Annotated in this window: 21 protein-coding genes; 7 read left to right on the top strand and 14 right to left on the bottom strand. The window is 69.0% G+C overall.

What is annotated here, in order from left to right:
- The first annotated feature begins 13 nt into the window (after positions 1-13).
- Positions 14-1,576: an Hvo_1808 family surface protein gene (locus tag NO978_RS03520; RefSeq protein WP_257298141.1), complete on the top strand. Its 1,563-nt coding sequence runs from the start codon at positions 14-16 to the stop codon at positions 1,574-1,576.
- Here the strand turns inward: NO978_RS03520 and NO978_RS03515 are convergent.
- Genes NO978_RS03515 through NO978_RS03485 form a run of 7 tightly spaced genes read right to left on the bottom strand, consistent with a single transcriptional unit; the run spans position 1,510 to position 9,253 of the window.
- Positions 1,510-3,723, bottom strand: coding sequence for an LUD domain-containing protein (locus NO978_RS03515; RefSeq protein WP_257298140.1), 2,214 nt, complete (start codon positions 3,721-3,723; stop codon positions 1,510-1,512). The two genes, NO978_RS03520 and NO978_RS03515, sit on opposite strands and share 67 nt — an antisense overlap.
- Positions 3,720-4,223: an LUD domain-containing protein gene (locus NO978_RS03510; RefSeq protein WP_257298139.1), complete on the bottom strand. Its 504-nt coding sequence runs from the start codon at positions 4,221-4,223 to the stop codon at positions 3,720-3,722. The genes NO978_RS03515 and NO978_RS03510 overlap by 4 nt, the downstream gene beginning before the upstream one ends.
- Before the next feature lie 14 nt (positions 4,224-4,237).
- On the bottom strand, positions 4,238-4,996 hold the full coding sequence (locus NO978_RS03505; protein ID WP_257298138.1) for an ABC transporter ATP-binding protein: 759 nt from the start codon (positions 4,994-4,996) through the stop codon (positions 4,238-4,240).
- Entirely contained in the window at positions 4,993-5,862 is an 870-nt protein-coding gene (locus NO978_RS03500; RefSeq protein ID WP_257298137.1) for an ABC transporter ATP-binding protein, read from the bottom strand. Before NO978_RS03500 ends, NO978_RS03505 begins: the two co-directional genes overlap by 4 nt.
- The gene (locus tag NO978_RS03495; protein WP_257298136.1) at positions 5,859-6,971 is read right to left on the bottom strand and encodes a branched-chain amino acid ABC transporter permease; all 1,113 of its coding nucleotides are present in this window, start codon (positions 6,969-6,971) and stop codon (positions 5,859-5,861) included. The genes NO978_RS03500 and NO978_RS03495 overlap by 4 nt, the downstream gene beginning before the upstream one ends.
- A complete protein-coding gene (locus tag NO978_RS03490; protein WP_257298135.1) occupies positions 6,968-7,987 on the bottom strand; it encodes a branched-chain amino acid ABC transporter permease in 1,020 nt (339 codons plus the stop codon). Before NO978_RS03490 ends, NO978_RS03495 begins: the two co-directional genes overlap by 4 nt.
- Before the next feature lie 3 nt (positions 7,988-7,990).
- Entirely contained in the window at positions 7,991-9,253 is a 1,263-nt protein-coding gene (locus tag NO978_RS03485) for an ABC transporter substrate-binding protein (RefSeq protein ID WP_257298134.1), read from the bottom strand.
- 175 nt (positions 9,254-9,428) lie between these two features.
- On the opposite strand from NO978_RS03485, the gene NO978_RS03480 reads away from it, so the two are divergent.
- From NO978_RS03480 to NO978_RS03465, 4 genes are all read left to right on the top strand, one after another.
- A complete protein-coding gene (locus NO978_RS03480) occupies positions 9,429-10,085 on the top strand; it encodes a TrkA family potassium uptake protein (RefSeq protein ID WP_257298133.1) in 657 nt (218 codons plus the stop codon).
- 194 nt (positions 10,086-10,279) lie between these two features.
- Complete coding sequence (locus tag NO978_RS03475; protein ID WP_257298132.1) at positions 10,280-11,143, top strand: dihydrodipicolinate synthase family protein; 864 nt, start codon at positions 10,280-10,282, stop codon at positions 11,141-11,143.
- Positions 11,140-11,277: a hypothetical protein gene (locus tag NO978_RS03470; RefSeq protein ID WP_257298131.1), complete on the top strand. Its 138-nt coding sequence runs from the start codon at positions 11,140-11,142 to the stop codon at positions 11,275-11,277. Before NO978_RS03475 ends, NO978_RS03470 begins: the two co-directional genes overlap by 4 nt.
- Positions 11,267-11,737, top strand: a complete 471-nt coding sequence (locus tag NO978_RS03465) for a hypothetical protein (protein ID WP_257298130.1) — start codon at positions 11,267-11,269, stop codon at positions 11,735-11,737. The genes NO978_RS03470 and NO978_RS03465 overlap by 11 nt, the downstream gene beginning before the upstream one ends.
- Here the strand turns inward: NO978_RS03465 and NO978_RS03460 are convergent, their stop codons facing one another.
- The 4 genes from NO978_RS03460 to NO978_RS03445 all read right to left on the bottom strand — a co-directional run bounded on the left by NO978_RS03460 (position 11,738) and on the right by NO978_RS03445 (position 14,205).
- Positions 11,738-11,941, bottom strand: coding sequence for a hypothetical protein (locus tag NO978_RS03460; RefSeq protein WP_257298129.1), 204 nt, complete (start codon positions 11,939-11,941; stop codon positions 11,738-11,740).
- 39 nt (positions 11,942-11,980) lie between these two features.
- On the bottom strand, positions 11,981-12,760 hold the full coding sequence (locus NO978_RS03455; RefSeq protein WP_257298128.1) for an SDR family oxidoreductase: 780 nt from the start codon (positions 12,758-12,760) through the stop codon (positions 11,981-11,983).
- A gap of 169 nt (positions 12,761-12,929) precedes the next feature.
- Positions 12,930-13,493 (bottom strand): RdgB/HAM1 family non-canonical purine NTP pyrophosphatase, encoded by a 564-nt coding sequence (gene rdgB, locus NO978_RS03450; RefSeq protein ID WP_257298127.1) that lies wholly within the window; start codon positions 13,491-13,493, stop codon positions 12,930-12,932.
- A 58-nt stretch (positions 13,494-13,551) separates the two neighbouring features.
- Positions 13,552-14,205, bottom strand: a complete 654-nt coding sequence (locus NO978_RS03445) for a helix-turn-helix domain-containing protein (protein WP_257298126.1) — start codon at positions 14,203-14,205, stop codon at positions 13,552-13,554.
- Positions 14,206-14,325: 120 nt separating this feature from the next.
- Between NO978_RS03445 and NO978_RS03440 the strand changes: the two genes are divergently transcribed.
- Positions 14,326-15,981, top strand: coding sequence for an NADH-quinone oxidoreductase subunit D (locus tag NO978_RS03440; RefSeq protein ID WP_369684096.1), 1,656 nt, complete (start codon positions 14,326-14,328; stop codon positions 15,979-15,981).
- Here the strand turns inward: NO978_RS03440 and NO978_RS03435 are convergent, their stop codons facing one another.
- The 3 genes from NO978_RS03435 to NO978_RS03425 form a co-directional block, all read right to left on the bottom strand.
- On the bottom strand, positions 15,982-16,254 hold the full coding sequence (locus tag NO978_RS03435; RefSeq protein ID WP_257298125.1) for a DUF5808 domain-containing protein: 273 nt from the start codon (positions 16,252-16,254) through the stop codon (positions 15,982-15,984).
- Positions 16,255-16,314: 60 nt separating this feature from the next.
- Complete coding sequence (locus NO978_RS03430) at positions 16,315-16,560, bottom strand: glutathione S-transferase N-terminal domain-containing protein (RefSeq protein ID WP_257298124.1); 246 nt, start codon at positions 16,558-16,560, stop codon at positions 16,315-16,317.
- Positions 16,561-16,650: 90 nt separating this feature from the next.
- Positions 16,651-18,129, bottom strand: a complete 1,479-nt coding sequence (locus NO978_RS03425) for an NCS2 family permease (protein WP_257298123.1) — start codon at positions 18,127-18,129, stop codon at positions 16,651-16,653.
- Between the two features lie 245 nt (positions 18,130-18,374).
- Between NO978_RS03425 and NO978_RS03420 the strand changes: the two genes are divergently transcribed.
- Complete coding sequence (locus tag NO978_RS03420) at positions 18,375-20,297, top strand: DEAD/DEAH box helicase (protein ID WP_257298122.1); 1,923 nt, start codon at positions 18,375-18,377, stop codon at positions 20,295-20,297.
- The last annotated feature ends 1 nt before the right edge of the window (position 20,298 follow it).

The following is a 20,298-nucleotide window of genomic DNA, read 5'->3' as shown; positions in this document are numbered from 1 at the left end:
GAACGACGGGTGAATGCGCAGGTCCCTGCTGCTCGTCGTCGTCACGCTCGCACTCGTCGCGCTGGCGGGCTGTACCGCCCTCGGCGCCCAGGAGGCTGACCCACCCGCGGGCGACGACTCGCTCGCGGCCGACGCCTCCGTCACGGACCCGACCACCGACGTACAGGGCTGGGAACGGGGCTACTGGCACAACGAGTCGCTGAACGTCGACCCCGAGGATGGCCTGACCGAGGCCGAACTGCAGGCGCTCGTCTCCCGCGCGATGGCCCGCGTCGAGGTCGTGAGGGACGTCGAGTTCGACGAGCCAGTCGACGTCGAACTCATCAACCGGTCCGAGTACAGTGCGGGCGGGGGTGGCGGTGGCTCGCCGACGGCCAGCCAGCGCGCCGCCGCGGCCGAACGCGCCGCGGAGTTCGAGGCACTGTTCGTCGTCGGCGAGACGACCGACGCGGGCGAGGCCGAGGAGGCGACCCGGGAGGCGTCGGTGCAGGGCTACTACGACACCCAGCAGGACCGCATCGTCGTCGTCTCGAACTCCGACACGCCCAGACTGGCCGAGCTGACGCTTGGCCACGAACTCGTCCACGCCTACCAGTTCCGAGGCCCGCTCCGGCAGACCCGAATCCCCCAAGACGTCTCGCAGGACGGCATCGTCGGGCTACGGTCCCTCATCGAGGGGGACGCGAACTTCGTCGAGCGCCGGTACGAGGCGCGCTGTGGCGAGGAGTGGGACTGCCTGCGCCGGAGCGACTGGACCGACGAGGGCAGCGGCGGGTCGGACGTCGGCTCCGGTGATGGCACGACCGCCGCCAGCGCGGGGCCGAACCTGGGTATCTACCTCCAGTCGTACTTCCCGTACGCCGCCGGCGAGTCGATGGTCGCCGGCGTGTACGAGCGCGATGGCTGGGACGGCGTCGCCCGACTCTACCAGGAGCCGCCGCTGTCGAGCGAGCAGGTCATCCACTGGCGGTCGAACCCGGACGACGCCAGGTCGGTCTCGGTCCCCGACCGCAGCACCGGCGACTGGGAGCGCGTGACCGCCGGCGAGCCGGCCGGCCGAACCCTCGGCGAGGCGAGCCTCGCGACGATGTTCGCCTACACGCTGTACGACGACCGCGACGGGAGTCTCGTCGAGGAGGGCGCGTTCCGCCGGCAGGACGGCCCGGGGCCACGCCTGACCTACGACCTGGCCCCGAGCGCCGGCTGGGGCGGCGACCGGCTGTACGCCTACCGCAACGGCGAGGAGACGGGCTACGTCTGGCAGACCGAGTGGGACTCCAACGCCGAGGCTCGCGAGTTCGCGAGCGCGTACCGGGACCTGCTCGAGTACCACGGTGCCGTCCGCGCCACCGCCGAGACCTGGGTCATCAGCGACGGGGAGTTCGCCGACGCCTTCTCCGTGCGCGTCTCGAACGACGCCGTGACCATCGTGAACGGGCCCGACCGGTCGGCGCTGTCCGAGATTCATCCCGAGAACAGCCGGGTGACTGCCGCCGACGTTGCACCCGCTCAGGGCGCGATCAACTCGACGGCGTGTGGCACCTCGCCGCCGAGCAGCGCGTCGAGCTGTTCCTGACAGGAGGTGCCGCTGGCGGCGACGACCGGCTCGCCGGCGAACTGGTCGGCGAGCTCCTCGCCGACGTCCATGCTCAGCTCGTAGTAGGTCTCCTTGTAGCCGAAGCTCCCGGCCATCCCGCAGCACTCCACGTCGGAGGTGCGGACTGTCGCGCCACACGCTTCGAGCACCGCGACCGTGTACGGTTCGAGGTCGAGCGTCCGGCCCTGACAGTGGCTGTGGTAGGCGACCGCCTCGGGCGGGTGCCCGAGCGCGTCGGGCGAGCCGCCGTTCTCCAGCAGGCCGTAGACGTACTCCATGACCTCGTAGCTCGCGTCGGCCAGCCTGTCTGCGGATTTCGGGGCCAGGAGTCGCTCGTACTCCCGTTCGAACATCGCCAGCGCGGAGGGCTCGACGACCACCACGTCGCGCCCGGCGTCGATGTGCTCGGCCAGCCCGGCGTAGACGTGGTGGGCGTGGTCCTCCGCGGTCGAAATCATCCCCTGCGAGAGCGGTGCCCGGCCCGAGGACCGGACGCGGGGGACGTGGACGCGCACGTCGAGCGCCTCCAGCGCGCGGACCGCTGCCTTCCCGCGGTCGACGAGCACGTAGTTCGTGTACGCGTCGGGGTAGAGCACGGCCTCCCGCGCGGCGTCGTCGGCAGCGACGCGGGGGCCCCGGTCGTCGAACCAGTCGACCAGCGTCTCCCGCCGGAACCGCGGCAGGTCGCGCCGCCGGTCGACCCCGAGGAAGCGTTCCATGACGGCTCGTGCGGGTCCAGCGTCGGCCAGCCAGTTCGAGACGGGTGCGGTCGCGCTGCCGAGCTTCGCCAGCCGCTCGAAGTTGCCGAACAGGCGCTTGTCCAGCGCGAGCCCGGACGGCTCCTCGTCGGGCGACAGCCCGTCGACGAGGTGGTCGAAGGTGTCGGGGTCGGCGTCGCGGTTCAGCCGGTCGCGGACGACCGTGTTGATCCACGGGATGTCGATCTTCACGGGGCAGGCGTCGACACAGCGCGAGCAGCCGGTGCAGAGGTCGTTGAACTCCCCTGCACTCTCCATGCCGTGGACACCGGCCTCCCAGCCGGTCGCGATGCCGCCCGAGTACGTCTCGCCGCCGAAGCCGTGGCCGCCGACGGCCTGGAAGTTCGCACACGAGTTCGAGCACGCGCCACACCGGATGCAGTACAGCGTCTCCCGGAGCTGGTCGTCCTCGCGCAGCTCGGTGCGGCCGTTGTCGACGAGCACGAGGTGGAACGCGCGGTCGTCGTCGGGGTCGTCTGACTCGGCGGCCGCGTCGCCGAACTCGATGGGTTCGTCGCTCTCGAAGTCGAGCGTCGGCGACGCGGTCGGCGGCGTGAACAGCGAGACGTACCGGGAGATGTCCTGCCCGGTCGCCGCCTTCGAGATGAGGTCGACGAACGGACCGAAGTCGTCGACCGACGGCAGTATCTTCTCGATGCCGGTGACGGCGACGTGGGTGTCCGGCGTCACGGCGCACTTCCGGGCGTTGCCCTCGTTGGTCACGAGCGCCATCGACCCCGACTCCGCGAAGACGAAGTTCGCACCGGTGACGCCGACGTCGGCCTCGCGGATGCGTTCACCGAGATAGTCCCGGGCGAACCGGGTCATCTCCTCGGCCGTCTCCAGCGGTTCGTCGGGCTCGAACGTCGCGTTCAGCAGGTCGGCGATCTCCTCGCGAGACTTGTGCAGCGCCGGCCCGACGATGTGGCTCGGCGATTCCTCGGCGAGCTGGACGACGAACTCCCCGAGGTCCGTCTCGTAGGTGTCCACGCCGGCGGCCGCGAGCGCGTCGTTCAGCTCCAGCTCCTCCGTCGTCATCGACTTCGACTTCACGAGCGTCTCAGCGCCCTGTTCCTCACAGAGCTCGGTCACGTAGCGGTTCGCGTCGGCCGCGTCGTCGGCGACGTAGACGGTGCCGCCGTTTGCCTCGACGGACTCGCGTAGCTGCTCGACGAGGTCCGGGAGGTCCGCGATGGCGGCCTCCTTGATGGCTCTCGCCTCGTCGCGGCTGTCGTCCCACGCTTCGAACCGCTCGGCGGCGGCGTAGCGGTCGCGGTTCTTCCCGCGGACCTTCTCGCCGATGAGCGGCCCCTCCGTGTCGAGCAGGTGGCGGATGTGGGCCGCCTTCTCCTTGCGTTCGGAGCTCATGCTGTATCGGCCTCCACGAGCACGACGTGGACCTCGTTCGGGCCGTGGACGCCCTCGACGAGTCCACCCATGTCCGCCGTCGCGGAGGCGCCGGTCGCGAACACGTGCGAGCCCCGGCCGGCGGCGACCTCGCTGGCCAGCCAGTCGACGGCGTCCCGGCCCGTGGCGACCACGTCCGCGGCGTCGAGCACCGCGACGTGTCGCTCCGGGTAGAGGCTCAACGGCTCGTCGCCGCCGGCGCTCGACCGGATGACGACGCTCCCGTACTCGGCGATACCGAGGCGGGCGGGCGTGACGCCCGTCGCCGCGTCCTGCAGCTCGCCCGGTGTGAACGTCGTCGCGACTGAGTCGGGCAGGGTGGCGTCGACGTGCAGCGGCACACCGACCGCCGGGTCGTCGACGGCCGCCGCGAGCGTCGCGGATAGCCCGTCGAGCGTCGTCCGGTCGTGGGACACGTCGAGGTCGTCGAGCGCGTCCAGGAAGTCGTCGGTAGCTGTCACTGTCGAAGACACGGTTACACACCGAGGTATCGTTGACGGAACGCCTCGTCCTCGCGGATGCGGTCACTCGTCACCTCGTCGACGATCTGCCCCTCGTCGAGCACGTAGTGGCGGTCCGCGATGGCGAGTGCGGCCGCGACGTTCTGCTCGACGAAGAAGACCGTGATGCCCTGCTCCGCGTTGATGTCGGCGACGATGTCCTCGATGCGCCGGACGATGTACGGCGCGAGCCCCTCGAACGGCTCGTCGAGCAGCATCAGGTCCGGGTTCGCCGCGAGCGCGCGGGCGATGGCGAGCATCTGCTGTTCGCCACCGCTCATGTTCCGGGCCTCCTTCCCGCGCATGTCCTCGAGTTCGGGGAAGAACGCGAGCGCCTCGTCCAGCCCGAGCGGGTTCGCCGCGTGGTTGATGGCGAGACGGACGTTCTCGACGACCGAGAGCCGCGGGAAGCACCGCCGTTTCTCCGGCACGATGGCGATGCCGCTGTTCGCGCGCCGGTGCGACTGCCAGCCCACGATGGACTCGCCACGGTACCGGACGTCGCCACCGAGCACCGCCGGCTCGTCGGCACCCATGATGGCGTGCATCGTCGTCGTCTTCCCCGCGCCGTTGCGTCCGAGCAGGGAGACCAGCTCCCCCTCCCCGATGGCGAGGTCGACGTCGAACAGCACCTGGCCGGTGTCGTAGCCGGCCGCGAGGCCGTCGACTTCGAGCAGTGCGCCGGACGGTTCCGTCGTGTCCGCGGTCGTGCTAGCGTCCCAGTCCGAACTCATAGTTCCTCCCGCATACCACCGAGGTACGCGTCCTGAACGGCATCGTTCGCCTGTATCTCTTCGGGCGGGCCGGTCGCGATGAGCGACCCCCGGTTCAGCACCGAGATGCGGTCCGAGATGGAGAGCACCACGTCCATGTCGTGCTCGATGAGGACGACCGTCAGCCCGAGCTCGTCGCGGATCTCCTCGATGAGGTTCGCCGTCGCCGTCGTCGCGCCCGGGCTCATCCCCGACGTGGGTTCGTCCAGCAGCAGCACCTCGGGGTCGGTCGCCAGCGCCATCGCGATGCCGAGCCGGCGCTGGTCGCCGTGCGAGAGGTTCTTCGCGAGCGTCGACGGCAGCGCGTCGAGCCCGACGGTGTCGAGCAGTTCGAGGGCTCGCTCCCTGCCAACGGACCGATGGTCCCGAAACAGGTCGAAGCTGAACGCGCCGCGCCGAGACGTCTGGACGACGACGCGGACGTTCTCGAGCACCGTCTGCTCCTCGAACAGCTCGTTCGACTGGAACGACCGGGCCAGCCCGAGGTGGGGGCGCTCGTGTTCGTCGCGCTCGGTGACGTCCTGCCCGTCGAGGAACACCCGTCCGTCGGTCGGCGGGAGCGTCCCCATGATGGTGTTGAACAGCGTCGTCTTGCCAGCGCCGTTCGGGCCGATGATGGCCCGGAGCTCGCCGCGCTCGACGCCGAGCGAGACGCGGTCGACCGCGGTGACCTCGCCGAACGTCCGGCGGAGGCCGTCCGTCGCCAGTGCGGCCGTCGTAGGGTCGACCGCAGGGTCCGGCGACGGCATCGTGTCGGCCTCGCGGCCGGCGTCCGTCGGCTCCCCGTCGTCGGCCGTCCCGGTGGCTGCGTCGGCGGTGTCGCTCATTCGGCCACCCCCTTGACCCGAACGTAGAGGTCGCGCACCCAGTCACGCAGGTAGCCCCAGATGCCCTCCAGCGGGGCGACCACGACGAGCACGACGAACAGCGCGCCGAGGAAGAACTGCCAGTGGGTCAACACCCCCGAGAGGTCGACGCTCGTGAACCCGAGGTGCAGCACCTCGAACTCGTTGAGGAACTCCTCGGTGAACTGCCAGACGAACACGCCCGCGACGGGCCCGAAGAAGTACCGGACCCCGCCGAGGACGGCCATCAGCACGGTGTCGCCGCTGGTGATGACGCTGAGGGTCTCCTGTGACGCGCCGTACCGGTCGATCATCAGCACCGACCCGGCGAGCGCCGAGAACGCGGCGCTGATGGTGAACGCCTGCACCTTGTACCGGGTCGTGTTGATGCCCATCGCCCGCGCGAGGTCGCCGTTCTCGCGGATGGCGACGAGCGACCGCCCGAACGGCGAGCGGACGATCTGCCAGAGCGCGAGCATCGCGACGAGGAACACGGCCGAGACGAACCAGTACCAGTCGATCTCGAGACCCGTGAAGACGACGACGAGCTGGCCCCGCGTCGACTCGACGAAGCCCGGCAGCACGTTCTGTGTGACGCCGTTCGAGCCCCCGGTGAGGTTCAGCGGGTTGCGGTTCGCGGTGAACTCCACGGCCTGTGCGACCGCCAGCGTGAGGAAGGCGAAGTATATCTCGCCCTTCTCGACGGTGAGCCGTCCGAGCAGGTAGCCGACCGTCGCCGCGACGGCGATGCCGACGGCGGCGGCGACCGGAAACGGCAGTTCGGGCGCGCCGGCGCGCCCGGAGACGCCGATGGCCGCGGCGTACATGCCAAAGCCAAGGAACATCGCGTGCCCGAACGAGAGCAGCCCCGCGTAGCCGAACAGGAGGTTGAACGCCGCGACGAACACCATCCAGATGAGGATGGTCGCCGCGACGGCCTCGTAGCCGAGCAACAGCGGGTGCGAGATGACCGGGCGCAGCAGCAGGACGACCAGCACGAGCCCGACCGGCACCCGGTAGCGCAACAGCAGCGAGCGCGCGCGGTCGAGTGCCTCGGTCGGCCCCTCGCCGGTCGCGGTCTCGCCGCTCATTCGAGGAAACCCTCCTCGCCGAACAGTCCCCGTGGCCGATACAGCAGGATGAGTATCATCACGAGGTACGGCACGAGGTTCCGTATCTGGAGCGCCAGCCACGGCTGGTTCGTTACCTCCGCGAGCGCGGAGAGCACGACCGGCGTGAGGTACGCCGACACGCCGATGAGGATGCCGCTCACCACGCTCCCGAACAGGCTCCCGATACCACCGACGACGACGACCACGAACGCGAGGATGACGAACGTCTCACCCATCGTCGTCCGCATGCCCGTCTCGGCGGAGTACAGCACGCCGGCGAAGCCGGCCAGCGCCGCACCGAGGAAGAACATCGCGGTGAAACGTATCGGGAGGTTCACCCCGACGAACTCGGTCATCTCGCCGTCCTGTACCCCGGCCCTGATCGTGAGCCCGAAGTCGGTCCGCGAGATGAGCAGGTACACCGCGGCGATGGTGATGACCGCGACGCCGACCAGAAACAGCCGGTAGGTCGGAACCGTCGTCACGCCGAGGTCCGTCCCGCGCGTAAGCACCGACGGCCGGGAAATCTCCAGTGGGGCAGTACCCCAGTACGCGCGGATGACCTCCTCGATCATCATCGTCAGGCCGAACGTCGCGAGCAGACTGACGATGGGGTCTGAATCGTAGAGGTATCGCAGCACGGTGATCTCCAGCACGACGCCGACCACGCCGACGATGAGCGGGGCGAGTATCAGCGCCGCCCAGAACGGCAGGCCGAGCGTGACGACGACCGAGTACGAGATGTACGCCCCCAGCATGAAGAACGCACCGTGGGCGAAGTTGACGATACCCATCAGGCCGAGGATGAGCGAAAGCCCGAGCGTGACGAGCACCAGCACCATCCCGTACACGAGGCCACCGATGGCCTGGTCGATGAACAGCCCGGGCTCGACGGCGAACGTGACCGCTAACAGGACGACCGTCAGGAGCCCGGCCGCCCACCAGGCCGGCGAGACCGTCGCGAGGTCCTCACGGGTGAGTTCGGTCGTGCTCATCGATCACATCGAACAGCCGGTTTCGGAGACCGGGCGTGCCACGTCGTCACCGTCGAACGTGTTCACCGTCTGGAACCACCGCTTGTAGGGGTCCTCGGACATGGTCTCGACGTCCATCGCCTCGACCGTGTAGGTCGGCTGGATGAGCTGGTGGTCGCCCTCGCGCCAGTACATCCCGCTGTCGCCGCCCTTGATGTCGGCGGCCATGGACGACACCTCGTGGCCCTCCAGCGCGCCACGCATGTCGTCGGCGTTGGTCGAGTCCGCCCGCACGGCCGCCCGTACCGCCTGGTCCATCGAGAGGTAGCCGAGGAAGTGCCGGACGTACGGGTCCGTGTTCGAGGACTCCGCGACACGCTCGCAGAAGTCGACGCTCGCGTCGGTGTCGACCGCCGGCCCCCAGACCTGCCCCGCCGAGTCGAGGATTCCGGCCGACTCACGGTCCAGACCCCAGAAGACGGCGTCCTCGAGCTGGTGCATCGCGAGCGTGTAGTCTCCCTGCATGCCCTGTGAAACGAGCTGGTTGGACGCCTTCCGCAGGTCCAGCCCGGCGATGAGCATCCCGATGCCGTCCGCGTCGGAGTTGTCCGCCTCGTTGAGGTACGGCGAGTAGTCGTCCGCCGGGAACGGCGTCGCCGACCGGCCGACGACCTCCTTGCCCTGCTCCTCGAGGATGCGGCTCACCGCCGACTGTGCGGTGTCTCCCCACGCGTAGTCCGAGTACAGCAGGTACCAGCTGTCCGCACTCTCGGCCATCTCGGCACCGATGCTCGCCGCGAGCATCGAGTTCGACGCGGTCGGCCGGAACGAGTACGGCCCGCACGCCGCGCCGGTCAGCCCGTCGCCGTGTGCCCCCGTCGGCATGTAGATGACCTCGTTCTCGTTCGCCCACGACGCCATCGCCTGCGCCGCACTGGAGGAGACCGCGCCCATCGTGAAGTCCGCCTCCGCCTCCGTGACCATCCGCTGGAGCTGGCTCACGCCCGTCTGGGGGTCGAGCTGGGTGTCGCCGTCCTCGACCGTGATGCTGACGCCGAGCTCCTCCTCCAGGTCCTCGACTGCGAGCATCGCCCCGTCCAGCGCCGCCTGGCCGAACACCGAGAACGGCCCCGACAGCGACGTCGCGACGCCGACGGTCAAGTCGTTCGCGCCACCCTCGTCACCACCGCCACCGAGACAGCCCGCGAGTCCACCGATGCCTGCCGCGCCGGCCGCGCGGAGCACCGTACGTCTGTCCACCGTGTCCCAAGTGTTGTTACCACTCATGCCCTTGACTAACAAATGGTCATAGATAAACCTACGTGGTGAAATCGAAAGCTGACGGCGGGGTCTGCCTGTCAGACCGGTGGATTCAAATCCGTCGATTTCGCTATCCACAGCGAACCGGCCGCCCGCCCTCCCGGGACTATCTTTTTTACCCCCCGCTCGCGTAGCGTCCCCCATGAAGTTCGTTATCGTGGGCTACGGTCGTGTCGGAACGAGAACCTGCCGCATCCTCAGCGAGGAGGGCCACGACGTCGTCGTCGTCGACAACGACCCGGACCGCGTGGAGCGCGCGCGCAACGACGGGTTCCACGTCGTCGAGGGTGACGCCGAGGACGAGGACGTCCTCGTCGAGGCTGGAATCGCCGACTCGGACGCCATCGCTGCGCTCACCCCCGATCTGAACGCGAACTTCACCGCCTGTATGATCGGGAAGCACAACGGCGCCCGGACCGTCCTCCGCATCGACGAGGACTACCGCGAGGACATCTACGAGAAGTACGCCAGCGACGTCGACGAGGTCATCTACCCCGAACGGCTGGGTGCCGCCGGCGCGAAGACCGCGATGCTCGGTGGCGACTTCAACGTGCTCGCGGACGTGACCGAGAATCTGCAGTTCTCCGTCTTCGAGATCCCTGCGGACTCCCAGCTCGTCGGCAAGCGCGTCGTCGAGGTCGACCTGCCCGCGCAGGCACGCGTCTACGCCCACGGGTCGAGCGACGGATCACTGACGATTCCGCTCCCCTCAACCTCTATCGAGGCGGGCGACCGGCTCGCCGTCGTCGCCGAACAGACGGGTATCGACTCGGTCCGCCAGGCACTCACCGCTGCCTGAGGGTGTGGGCATTGAAAGGGGGGAGAGACAGCTACCGGGCGCGCGACGTGTAGGATGGGAGTTCGAGGCCGTCGTGCGCGCCCTACCGGTTCGTGACCTCCGTTGCTCATAAAGTTACGTCAGACGTTTGTCGCACACCGACGCCAGAACCCGCCAGCGGTTCGCTTTTGTCGTCCCACCGACTCACTCCGACCATGCAAGGCACCGGACCGCCGCTCGTGACACCCTTCGACGAGACCGGCGACGTGGACGAGGCCGCACTCCGTGCGCTGGTCGACCGCGTCACCGACGCCGGCGTCGACTTCATCGTGCCGTGTGGGTCGAACAGCGAGGCACCACTGCTCACGCCAGTGGAACGCCGTCACGTCGTCGAGGTCGTCGCCGACCGAAGCGAGGTACCCGTCCTCGCCGGCACTGGGCAGCCGGGCTACCGGGAGACGCTCGCCGACACCGAGGCTGCCGCCGCGGCCGGTGCCGACGCCGCGCTCGTGGTGACCCCGTACTACTTCAGACACGACCAGTCGGCCCTCGCGTCGTACTACCGCGACCTCGCCGACGAGAGCCCCATCCCCATCTACCTCTACAGCGTCCCGAAGTACACCGAGACGGCGCTCGACCCGCGCACCGTCGAGTCGCTCGCGACACACCCGAACGTAGGCGGTATCAAGGACTCGAGCGGGAACCTCGAACGGCTCCAGCGCACCGCCGCGCTCACCGAAGACGCCGACTTCGCCGTGCTCGTCGGGAGCGGGAGCATCTACGCTGCGGGCCTCGACCACGGCGCGGACGGCGGGGTCCTCGCGCTGGCGAACGTCGTTCCCGAGCGCGCGAGCGAGGTGTACGAGCGCCACGCCGCCGGGGACGACGACGGCGCACGCGCACTGAACCGGTCACTCGTCGAACTCAACCGAGCAGTCACCGGCCGCTACGGCGTCCCGGGACTCAAGGCCGCGATGCGGTCGCGGTCGCTCCCCGCCGGCCACGTCCGGCGGCCGTTCCGCCCGGTCGACGACGCCACCGCGACCGAGCTCGCCGAACTCGTCGAGGCCGCACGATGAGCTGGGGTGCGCTGTTCGACCGAGCAGCGGCGTACGACGTGACCGTCGACGACGTGCGGACGACGCTCGCCGAACACCGTGCCGCGAGCGCCGGCGAACCGGACGCCGACGAGGAGGGCGGCGATGGGCGCTGAGGCTGCCGCCCGCGTCGTCGCCGATGCGGACGTACTCGCTGCCGACCTCTGCTGTGACGGGCCGAGCCGGGAGGCCATGGACCACGTCCGGCGACATGACTGGGTGACACTGGTCGCGAGCGATCACCTGCTCGACGACGCGGCCGCGGTCATCGCGGCGCTGACGGACGCGTCGCTCGCGGCGGACTGGCGAGAGCGGATCGAACGAGAGCGCGAGCCAGTCGATCACCCCGCGACCGACCACCCGGGTCTCGCGTCGGCGTACCGGGGGCAGGCCGCACACCTCCTCAGCTTCGACGAGGGGCTCGGGAGCGTCGACGCCGGCGCGAACCTGAACCGCCGGATGTCGGTCAGCATCCGGACGCCGGACGCGTTCGCACGGCTGTTCGACGCGGAGAGCCTGTACGAAGCCGTCGTCGGTGACGAGTACCCGGGGCCGGACCGCGACCCACGGGCCTGATCAGGTCCGTTCGAAGGTTCGCCTCAGGAAGACGTAGACGAGTGCGAAGTCCACGGGTGCGACCGCGAGGAGGACCCAGTACATCGAGGACTCGGACATGAAGAGCACTCCGGCCGCCATCAAAAGCATGATCGAACTTCCGGTGGCGGCGAACAGGGCGGCCTGGTGGGGACCGAGTCGCTGGACGAACGAGTTAGAGGACATCACCGTAATCGGGGGACGTGGTCCGCAAAGAGCTGCCGATTACCGCTCCTCGTTGACCCGGCGAGCGACCCGCCGGAGGATGGGTCGCGGCGTCACGCGCGAGAGGAGGTAGAGCGCCTTCATCGGTAGCCCCGGAACGACGACCTTCTTCCCCTTCATCAGCCCCGTGTAGCCGGCCTTCGCGACGTCCTCGACGGGCTGTTTGTACGTCGATCCGATCGCCGAGTCCCCCGTACCCGCACGCGACTGGAAGTTCGTGTCGACGGGGCCGGGAGCGAGCACCGTCGCGGAGACGCGGGTGTCGCGCAGCTCCTCAGCGAGTGCCTCGGTGAAGGAGTTGACGTACGCCTTGCTGGCGTAGTAGCTGGCCATGAACGGCCCCGGCTGGAAGCCGGCGGTCGAGCCCACGTTGAGTATCTTCCCGCTGTCCTGTGCGGTGAAGTCGTCGAGGAACAGCCGGCTCAGCTCGACGAGCGTGACGACGTTGAGCTGGAGCTGCGTTCGCTCCTCGTCGATGTCGGCGTCGGCGAACGGGCCGTGGGTACCGATGCCGACGTTGTTCACGAGGATACCCACGTCGAGGCCGCGGTCGTGAACCGCGTCGTACAGCTCCTGGCTCGCGCCATCCCGGTCGAGGTCCATCGGCAGCGGTGTCACGTCGACCGCGTAACGGGACTCTATCTCGTCGGCCACCTCGTCGAGCGTCGCCTCGCTGCGGGCGACGGCAACGACATCGTGGCCGTGACGGGCGAACTGTCTGACGAGCTCGCGACCGATGCCGCTCGACGCGCCGGTGACCAGGGCGGTGTCGCGTGTCATGTCGACAACGGCGGCCGCGAGGAGAGTAACCCTTCGGGTTTCGGCTGGGCGAACAGGCGGCGCAGCTCGGCCCCCGGCGATGCGCCGCGCTCGCGCCTCGGTCGGCCGGGGCACTCGGTCAGAACACGCCGACCCTGCCTCCGGCTTCGTACTTGAACGCCCGGGTGGACTACCGTGGGCCCTTCCGCTCGGCCGGCTCCGCGGCGAGCCAGTCCGCGAACTTCGCCAGCGCACGGCCACGGTGGCTGATGGCGTTCTTCTCGGCGGTGCTCATCTCCGCGAGTGTCTGGCCGTCGTGCTCGAAGATAGGGTCGTAGCCGAAGCCACCGTCGCCGCGCGGGTCGATGATGCGACCCTGGACCGCGCCCTCGAACGTGGTGACCTCGTCGCCGTCGTAGTACGCGAGGACGGTCCGGAAGCGCGCCCGGTCGTCGTCTGCGGTGCCGACGAGCTCGCGGACGCCCTGCACGCCGACGGTGTCCTGGACGTAGGCGGAGTACGGGCCGGGGAACCCGTCGAATGCGTCGCAGAACAGCCCGGCATCGTCGACCAGGACCGGCTCCTCGCCGCCGAGGTGGGCGAACGCCTCGCGCGCACCGTAGGCGGCGATGTCGCCGAGGTCGTCGCTCTGTATCTCGGTGTAGTCGTAGTTCACCTGCTCGACGGGCTCGGTGAGGTACTCGCTGGCCTCACGAACCTTCCCCTCGTTGCTCGTCACGAAGCGAATCGTCATGCGATAGCGTCGGCGTGTCGCCGCCAAAGAGCCGTCGGTCGCGGCCGACAGCCGACAGTCAGCAGTCCAGGTCCCCCAGCAGTTCGGCGGCGGCCTTCTGGAGGTGTTCGGCGGCGGTGCCGGTCGAGCAGTCGAGCGCGGCGGCCACGTCCGCCACGGTCGCGGCCCGCGGCACCTCGTAGTACCCGAGCTCCTGTGCGACGCGGACGGCCTCGCGCTGGCGGTCAGTGAGCCGTGCGCCCGCGGCGGCCGGGTCGGCGGCGTACTGCCCGACGCGCTCGATGTCGACGTCGATGCCGTCGGGGGTGGCCTCGAACAGCTCCCGGAGCCGCTCTGGCTCGCCGAGGACACCGATGGACACCGAGCGGTCCATCCGGTAGGACAGCGGCGGGACGGCAGCGATGCTCGGCCGCGAGAACGCCTCCATCAGCCCCTGGCCGGTCTCGTCGGGGTCGTCCATGACGTAGACGTAGAACCGATCGTCGCCGAGCGGTGCGACCTCGAACGACCGGACCCCCTCGACCTCGCGTAGCGCCGCCTCGTACGGCTCGCGCGGGCCGCGGACGTGGAACAGGAGCGTGTTCGCGTCGGGCGTGGCGAAGTTCCAGTTCACGAGGTAGTACTCGTCGTACCCTCCGTGGTCGCAGACGAACTCGTGCATCGGATGGATGGTCTCCGCCGAGTGCCTGAGCGTGACCTGCAGGTACTTCATCGACAGCGGGTTTGGGCCGATGACTTAAATCCCCTAGCGACTGCGACCAAAATTCCGTGGCCCGCGCGGCACGAAACCCAGTATGGAGCGACCGACGAGTCACACAGGGGGTGCCGGACCGTGAGCGGCGGCACGACCGAGGCGCTTGCGCGGACCGAACAGGCGGCAGAGCCGGACATCGACGGCCTCGTGGGCGAGTACGTCCTCGACCGCGAGGAGCACCTGAACGCGCCGGGCATCGTCGTCCGGCCGGACGAGGTCCAGACCGTCCTCAGCCATCTCAAGCGCGAGGCGGGCTACGACCACTGCTCCTGCGTCACCGCCCAGCAGTACGAGGACCGCTACGAGACCATCTACCACCTGAAGAAGTACGACGACCCGACCGACGAGCTGAGCGTCGTCGTCCCGACGAGCGTCGACGACCCGTGGAGCGAGTCCGCCGCCCCCGTCTACGAGACGGCGAACTGGCACGAGCGCGAGGCGTTCGACCTCGTCGGCATCGACTACGGCGACCACCCCGACCCGCGGCGCATCCTCCTCCCACGTACCTGGCAGGGGCACCCGCTCTCGGACGACTACGACCAGAACCAGCCACAGGTCGTCCCGCTGGAGGAGCACGCGAACCCGCTGCACGACGACGAGCGCGAGCAGGACACGATGTTCCTCAACATCGGGCCACACCACCCGTCGACCCACGGCGTGTTGCACGTCAAGACGGTGCTCGACGGCGAGACGGTGGCCGACGTTGACCCGGATATCGGCTTCATCCACCGGTGCGAGGAGCAGATGTGCCAGAACGGCACCTACCGCCACCAGATTATGCCGTATCCCGACCGCTGGGACTGGGCGTCGTCGGGCCTGCTGAACGAGTGGGCGTACGCCCGTGCCGCGGAGGACCTCGCGGATATCGAGGTGCCGGAGTACGCACAGGTCATCCGCACGATGGGGGCCGAACTCTGCCGCATCGCCTCCCACATGCTCGCCATCGCGACGTACGCGCTGGACGTCTTCGGCGAGTTCACCGCCGCCTTCCAGTACGGCATCCGCGACCGCGAGAAGGCGCTGGGCCTGCTCGAACAGCTCACCGGCCAGCGGATGATGTTCAACTACTTCAGGCTCGGCGGGGTCGCCTGGGACCTCCCCGCCCCCCGCGAGAAGTTCTTCGAGGACGTGCGCGAGACGCTGGCGACGCTCCCCCCCGCGCTGGAGGAGTACCACGACCTGCTCACGAGCAACGAGATCTTCCAGCTCCGCTGCGTCGACACCGGCAACCTCGACCCGGACGAGGCCAAGGAGTACGGCTGTACCGGCCCGGTCGCCCGTGGCTCCGGTATCGACTACGACCTCCGCCGGGACGACCCGTACGGCTACTACGACGAGCTCGACTGGGACGTGGTCACGCGCGACGGCTGTGACAACTTCGCCCGGGTACTCGTCCGCCTGCAGGAGGTCGAGGAGTCCGCGAAAATCATCGAGCAGTGCGTCGACGTCCTCGAGAGCTGGCCCGACGAGGACCGCACCATCCAGTCCAACGTCCCGCGGACCCTCAAGCCCGCGGCCGACACCGAGGTGTATCGTGCCGTGGAGGGCGCGAAGGGCGAGCTCGGCATCTACATCCGCTCGGACGGCACGGACGAGCCGGCCCGCTTCAAGATCCGGAGCCCGTGCTTCTCGAACCTCTCCGCGCTGCCCGCCATGGCGGAGGGCGAGTACGTTCCCGACCTGGTCGCGTCGCTGGGCAGCCTCGACACCATCATGGGAGAAGTGGACCGCTGATCAGTCCTCGACGACGACCTCGACGGCCTCGTCGTCCTCTTCTTCGGCACCGGAGCCGGAGTTGCGCTCCTGCAGGAGCAGGCCACCGGCGACCGCGATGACGAGCCACGAACGCCAGTTCGCCAGGTTCAGCGTGTAGCCGATGCCGAACGGCTTCTTCACGAGCATTCCCTCGCCGGGCTCCCAGTACGAGGAGAGCATGCGACTCATGCTCGGTCGTTCGAAGTTGTACGGAACCCCCAGAATCTCGCCAGAACTCGGTTTATCGGGCATACCTGTCCGTACGGGCGGTTGATTTAAGAAGATTGTCGTCGGGACGACCCCGAGGCGCTGTCAGGCGTACTGCTTTTCGAGGTACGCGACGATGTCGTCGGACTCGGGCATCCCCTCGACGCCGTTGTCCGGGTCGACCAGCACCGGAACGCCGGTCTGACCGCTTACCTCCTCCACCTCGGTGCGCTGGCTGTGCGACCGGGGGACTTCGTGGGTCTCGTACTCGAGGCCGAGCTCGTCGAGCTTCGTCTTCACCTTCGCGCAGAACGGACAGCCGGGCAAGTCGTACAGTTCGAGGGTGGACATGCTGGTCGTCGCTTGGTGCCTCGCGATAAAAGGGACGGCGGTCGTGTGCGCCGGTGTCGCCAGACCACGGCGCGAGAGAGTCGCGGGAGATCAGCCGACGATACCGCTGGTTCGGACGGCGAAGTAGACGAGGAACGCAGCCGCGAGCAACCACTGGCCGGGCGAGGTGTCGTCGAACTCGCCGGCGGCGGTCTTGACGATGGGATAGCTGAGGATGCCCGCTGCGATACCGTACGCGATGGAGAACGTGAAGGGCATGACCATGATTGTCAGCCCCGCCGGGACCGCGTGGGTGATGTCGTCCCACTTGACCTCGACGACGTTGCGCAGCATCAGGATGGCCACGACGACCAGCGCGATGTGCGACGCGTACAGAGGAATCGCGGCCGCGAGCGGGACGAACACGAGCGAGACGAGGAAGAGGGCTGCGACGACGAGCGCGGTCATCCCCGTCCGGCCGCCCTCCTCGATGCCGGTCGCGGACTCGATGTACGTCGTGACGGTCGACGTACCGAGCATGCCGCCCGTGGTCGTACCGACCGCGTCCGCCATCAGCGGCTTGTCGATGTCCGGCAGTTCACCGTCCTCGTCGAGGAAGTCGCCGGCCTGGCCGACGCCGACGAGCGTGCCGGCGGTGTCGAAGAAGTCCACGAAGAAGAACGTGAACACGACGAGTGCGAACGTGAACGCCTCGACGTCCTGGAAGCCGGAGACGAACGCACCGGCGAGCGGCGTGATGTCGTAGGTCGCCTGCGGGAGCTCGCTGGCGACGAACGCGCCCTCGGTGACGAAGTCGCCCGAGAGCGACCCCGAGCCGATGCCGGCGAACGAGAGCGCGAAACCGGCGAGCGTGGTCAGCACGATGCCGATGACGATGGAGCCCTTCACGCCCCGGGCGTAGAGGGCCACGGTCAGGAACAGGCCGACTGCGGAGACGATGGCGACCGGGCTCTCGGCGATGGACGACAGCGCGACGATGGTGCCCGCCTCGCCGGTGATGATGCCCATCGCCTCCAGGCCGATGATGCCGAGGAACAGGCCGATACCGGTCCCGACCGAGAACTTCACCGGTTCGGGGATGAGGCCGATGACGTACTCCCGCGCGCCGACGGCGGTGAGAACGATGAACAGCACACCCTCGGTGACGACGGCGGCGAGCGCCGTCTGCCACGGGATGCCCATCGCGCCGACGACGGTGAACGCGAAGAATGCGTTCAGCCCGAGGCCGGGTGCCTGCGCGAACGGCCGGTTCGCGTAGAACGCCATCACGAGGATGGCGGCGACGCTCGCGAGGATGGTGACGACAGCGATCATCTGGATGGTCTGCGGCTCGCTGTAACCCGACAGCGCGATGCCGGGGCTCGTGACGTTGCCCTCGGCGTCGGTCGTCTGTGCCATGACCTGCGGGTTGACGGCGACGATGTAGCTCATCGTCAGGAACGTCGTCAGCCCCGCCAGCAGTTCCGTTCTGAGGTCTGTACCGTGCTCGTCGAAGCCGAAGTAGTCGGCGAACCAGCTGGACCCACCACCAGAGCCCGACTGCCCCGTCGAACTATCACTGGAACCCATAATGCACGTACGGCCAACCACAAAACTGATTTACTAAACCGTTCCGGAAAACAGGCGGAGAGCTATTCACATTCGTGTATAATTTCGTGGTTTCACGTCGGGGAAGGGAGTCCGCCCGGGTGCGGTGCCTCGCGGCTCCGCCGGTCGTACCCGGGCGACTGGGTCACTGCGAGCGGCCGAGCCGGTGGTCCACACCCCCACCCGCGGCTCCACTTTTTATATCATCCCGCCCAATCACGGGGTAGATGCACGTCGCGGACCTGCCGCTGGCCGAGCGCTTCGTCGAGCACTTCGAGACCCGGGGCGTCGAGGAGCTCTACCCGCCACAGGCGGCGGCAGTCGAGGCCGGCGTCTGCGAGGGGGAGCGCGTTCTCGCCGCGGTCCCCACCGCATCGGGCAAGACGTTCGTCGCCCAGCTGGCGATGCTCACCAGCGACGGCCCGGCGGTGTACGTCGTCCCGCTGCGGGCGCTCGCGACGGAGAAGTACGACGAGTTTACCGAACTTCCGGACGTGAGCGTCGGCATCGCCACGGGTGACTTCGACGCGACCGACGAGGACCTCGCCGAGCACGACATCGTCGTCGCGACCAGCGAGAAGGTCGACTCGGCGATTCGGAACGGCGCGGCGTGGATATCGGCGGTCGACTGCGCGGTCGTCGACGAGATACACCTGCTCGACCAGGACGGCCGCGGGCCGACGCTGGAGGTGACCGTCGCCAAGCTCCGCCGGCTCACGCCGGAGATCCAGCTCGTCGGGCTCTCCGCGACGGTCGGCAACGCCGGCGAGATTGCGGACTGGCTCGACGCCGAACTCGTCGCGAGCGACTGGCGACCGGTCGAGCTGAAGACGGGCGTCTACGCCGAGGAGACCGCCGCCTTCGACGACGGGGAGGAGCGGGACATCCCGACCGGCGGCGACCAGCCGGCCATCGCGCTCGCCCGTGATGCCGTCGACGAGGGCGGCCAGTGCCTCGTGTTCGTCTCCTCCCGACGGTCGGCCCAGGCGCTCGCGGAGGACCTCGCCGACGAGTTCCTCGACGACGCAGCAGAGGTGGCGGAGGAGCTGCGGGTCCTGGCGACAACCGGAACCGGCACCGACCTCGCGCGCTCCGCCGCCAACGCGGTGGCGTTCCACCACGCCGGGCTCTCGGCGGACCAGCGCCGCGTCGTCGAGGACGCCTTCCGGGACCGCGAGCTGACGGTCATCGTCGCGACACCGACGCTCGCCGCCGGGGTGAACGTTCCAGCTCGCCGAGTCGTCGTGCGCGACCACGAGCGCTACGACGGCGACGGGATGGCTCCGCTCCCGGTGCTCGAGGTCCACCAGATGTTCGGGCGGGCGGGCCGGCCCCACCTCGACCCGTACGGCGAGGCGCTGCTGGTCGCCGGCGACGCCGAGGAGGGCGACGAGCTCCGTGACCGCTACGTCGGCGCCGAGCCCGAGCGCGTCACCTCGAAGCTCGACAGCGAGCGCGCCCTACGCACCCACGTGCTCTCGACGGTCGCGTCGGGCTTCGCGGACTCCCGGACCGAGGTGCTGGACCTGCTCGACGAGACGTTCTACGGGCACCAGCGCGCCGCCGACGAGCTCGGTTCCGTCGTCGGCGACGTGCTCGACTACCTCGCGGCGTCGGGGATGCTCGAGCGTCGCGAGGGGCTCGCTGCCACCCGCCTCGGGACGCTCGTCTCCCGGGTGTACGTCGACCCCGTCACCGGACGGTCCGTCGTCGACGCCATCGAGCAGGCGGCCGACCTCCCGCGCGTGACGCCGCTGACCGTGCTCGAACTCGTCTGCGACACGAGCGACATGCCGACGCTGTACGTCCGCAACGACGAGGCCGGCCGCGTGACCGACGCGGCGACCCGGCGCGAGAGCGAGCTCACGAAGTCGGTGATGAGCTTCGACGGCGACTTCCAGCGCTGGCTGGACGTGTTCAAGACCGCGCTGATGCTCGCCGACTGGGCGGACGGCGTCGCGCTCGACGAGCTCGCCGAGCAGTACGGCGTCGGACCGGGCGACGTTGGACGCATCGCCGAACGGGCGGCGTGGCTGCTCGCGGCCACGGAGTCCATCGCGGGCTACATCGCCGACGAGGGCGGTGAGGTCGAGCGCGTCGCCCGGGTCATCCGCGAGACGCGCGAGGCGCTGGTCGAGCGCGAGGCCTGAG

The sequence above is a fragment of the Haloarchaeobius sp. FL176 genome (assembly GCF_024609245.1).
In the GTDB taxonomy this organism is placed as follows: domain Archaea; phylum Halobacteriota; class Halobacteria; order Halobacteriales; family Natrialbaceae; genus Haloarchaeobius.
The sequence above is the reverse complement of the archived record's forward strand: the minus strand, read 5'-3'. Positions and strand labels throughout refer to the sequence as shown.

Bases quoted from the DNA above. Each gene is read 5' to 3' on its own strand.
- NO978_RS03520 (WP_257298141.1), top strand. From the start codon at position 14: ATGCGCAGGTCCCTGCTGCTCGTCGTCGTCACGCTCGCACTCGTCGCG.
- NO978_RS03515 (WP_257298140.1), bottom strand. From the start codon at position 3,723: ATGAGCTCCGAACGCAAGGAGAAGGCGGCCCACATCCGCCACCTGCTC.
- NO978_RS03505 (WP_257298138.1), bottom strand. From the start codon at position 4,996: ATGAGTTCGGACTGGGACGCTAGCACGACCGCGGACACGACGGAACCG.
- NO978_RS03500 (WP_257298137.1), bottom strand. From the start codon at position 5,862: ATGAGCGACACCGCCGACGCAGCCACCGGGACGGCCGACGACGGGGAG.
- NO978_RS03495 (WP_257298136.1), bottom strand. From the start codon at position 6,971: ATGAGCGGCGAGACCGCGACCGGCGAGGGGCCGACCGAGGCACTCGAC.
- NO978_RS03490 (WP_257298135.1), bottom strand. From the start codon at position 7,987: ATGAGCACGACCGAACTCACCCGTGAGGACCTCGCGACGGTCTCGCCG.
- NO978_RS03485 (WP_257298134.1), bottom strand. From the start codon at position 9,253: ATGAGTGGTAACAACACTTGGGACACGGTGGACAGACGTACGGTGCTC.
- NO978_RS03480 (WP_257298133.1), top strand. From the start codon at position 9,429: ATGAAGTTCGTTATCGTGGGCTACGGTCGTGTCGGAACGAGAACCTGC.
- NO978_RS03475 (WP_257298132.1), top strand. From the start codon at position 10,280: ATGCAAGGCACCGGACCGCCGCTCGTGACACCCTTCGACGAGACCGGC.
- NO978_RS03470 (WP_257298131.1), top strand. From the start codon at position 11,140: ATGAGCTGGGGTGCGCTGTTCGACCGAGCAGCGGCGTACGACGTGACC.
- NO978_RS03465 (WP_257298130.1), top strand. From the start codon at position 11,267: ATGGGCGCTGAGGCTGCCGCCCGCGTCGTCGCCGATGCGGACGTACTC.
- NO978_RS03460 (WP_257298129.1), bottom strand. From the start codon at position 11,941: ATGTCCTCTAACTCGTTCGTCCAGCGACTCGGTCCCCACCAGGCCGCC.
- NO978_RS03455 (WP_257298128.1), bottom strand. From the start codon at position 12,760: ATGACACGCGACACCGCCCTGGTCACCGGCGCGTCGAGCGGCATCGGT.
- rdgB (WP_257298127.1), bottom strand. From the start codon at position 13,493: ATGACGATTCGCTTCGTGACGAGCAACGAGGGGAAGGTTCGTGAGGCC.
- NO978_RS03445 (WP_257298126.1), bottom strand. From the start codon at position 14,205: ATGAAGTACCTGCAGGTCACGCTCAGGCACTCGGCGGAGACCATCCAT.
- NO978_RS03435 (WP_257298125.1), bottom strand. From the start codon at position 16,254: ATGCCCGATAAACCGAGTTCTGGCGAGATTCTGGGGGTTCCGTACAAC.
- NO978_RS03430 (WP_257298124.1), bottom strand. From the start codon at position 16,560: ATGTCCACCCTCGAACTGTACGACTTGCCCGGCTGTCCGTTCTGCGCG.
- NO978_RS03425 (WP_257298123.1), bottom strand. From the start codon at position 18,129: ATGGGTTCCAGTGATAGTTCGACGGGGCAGTCGGGCTCTGGTGGTGGG.
- NO978_RS03420 (WP_257298122.1), top strand. From the start codon at position 18,375: ATGCACGTCGCGGACCTGCCGCTGGCCGAGCGCTTCGTCGAGCACTTC.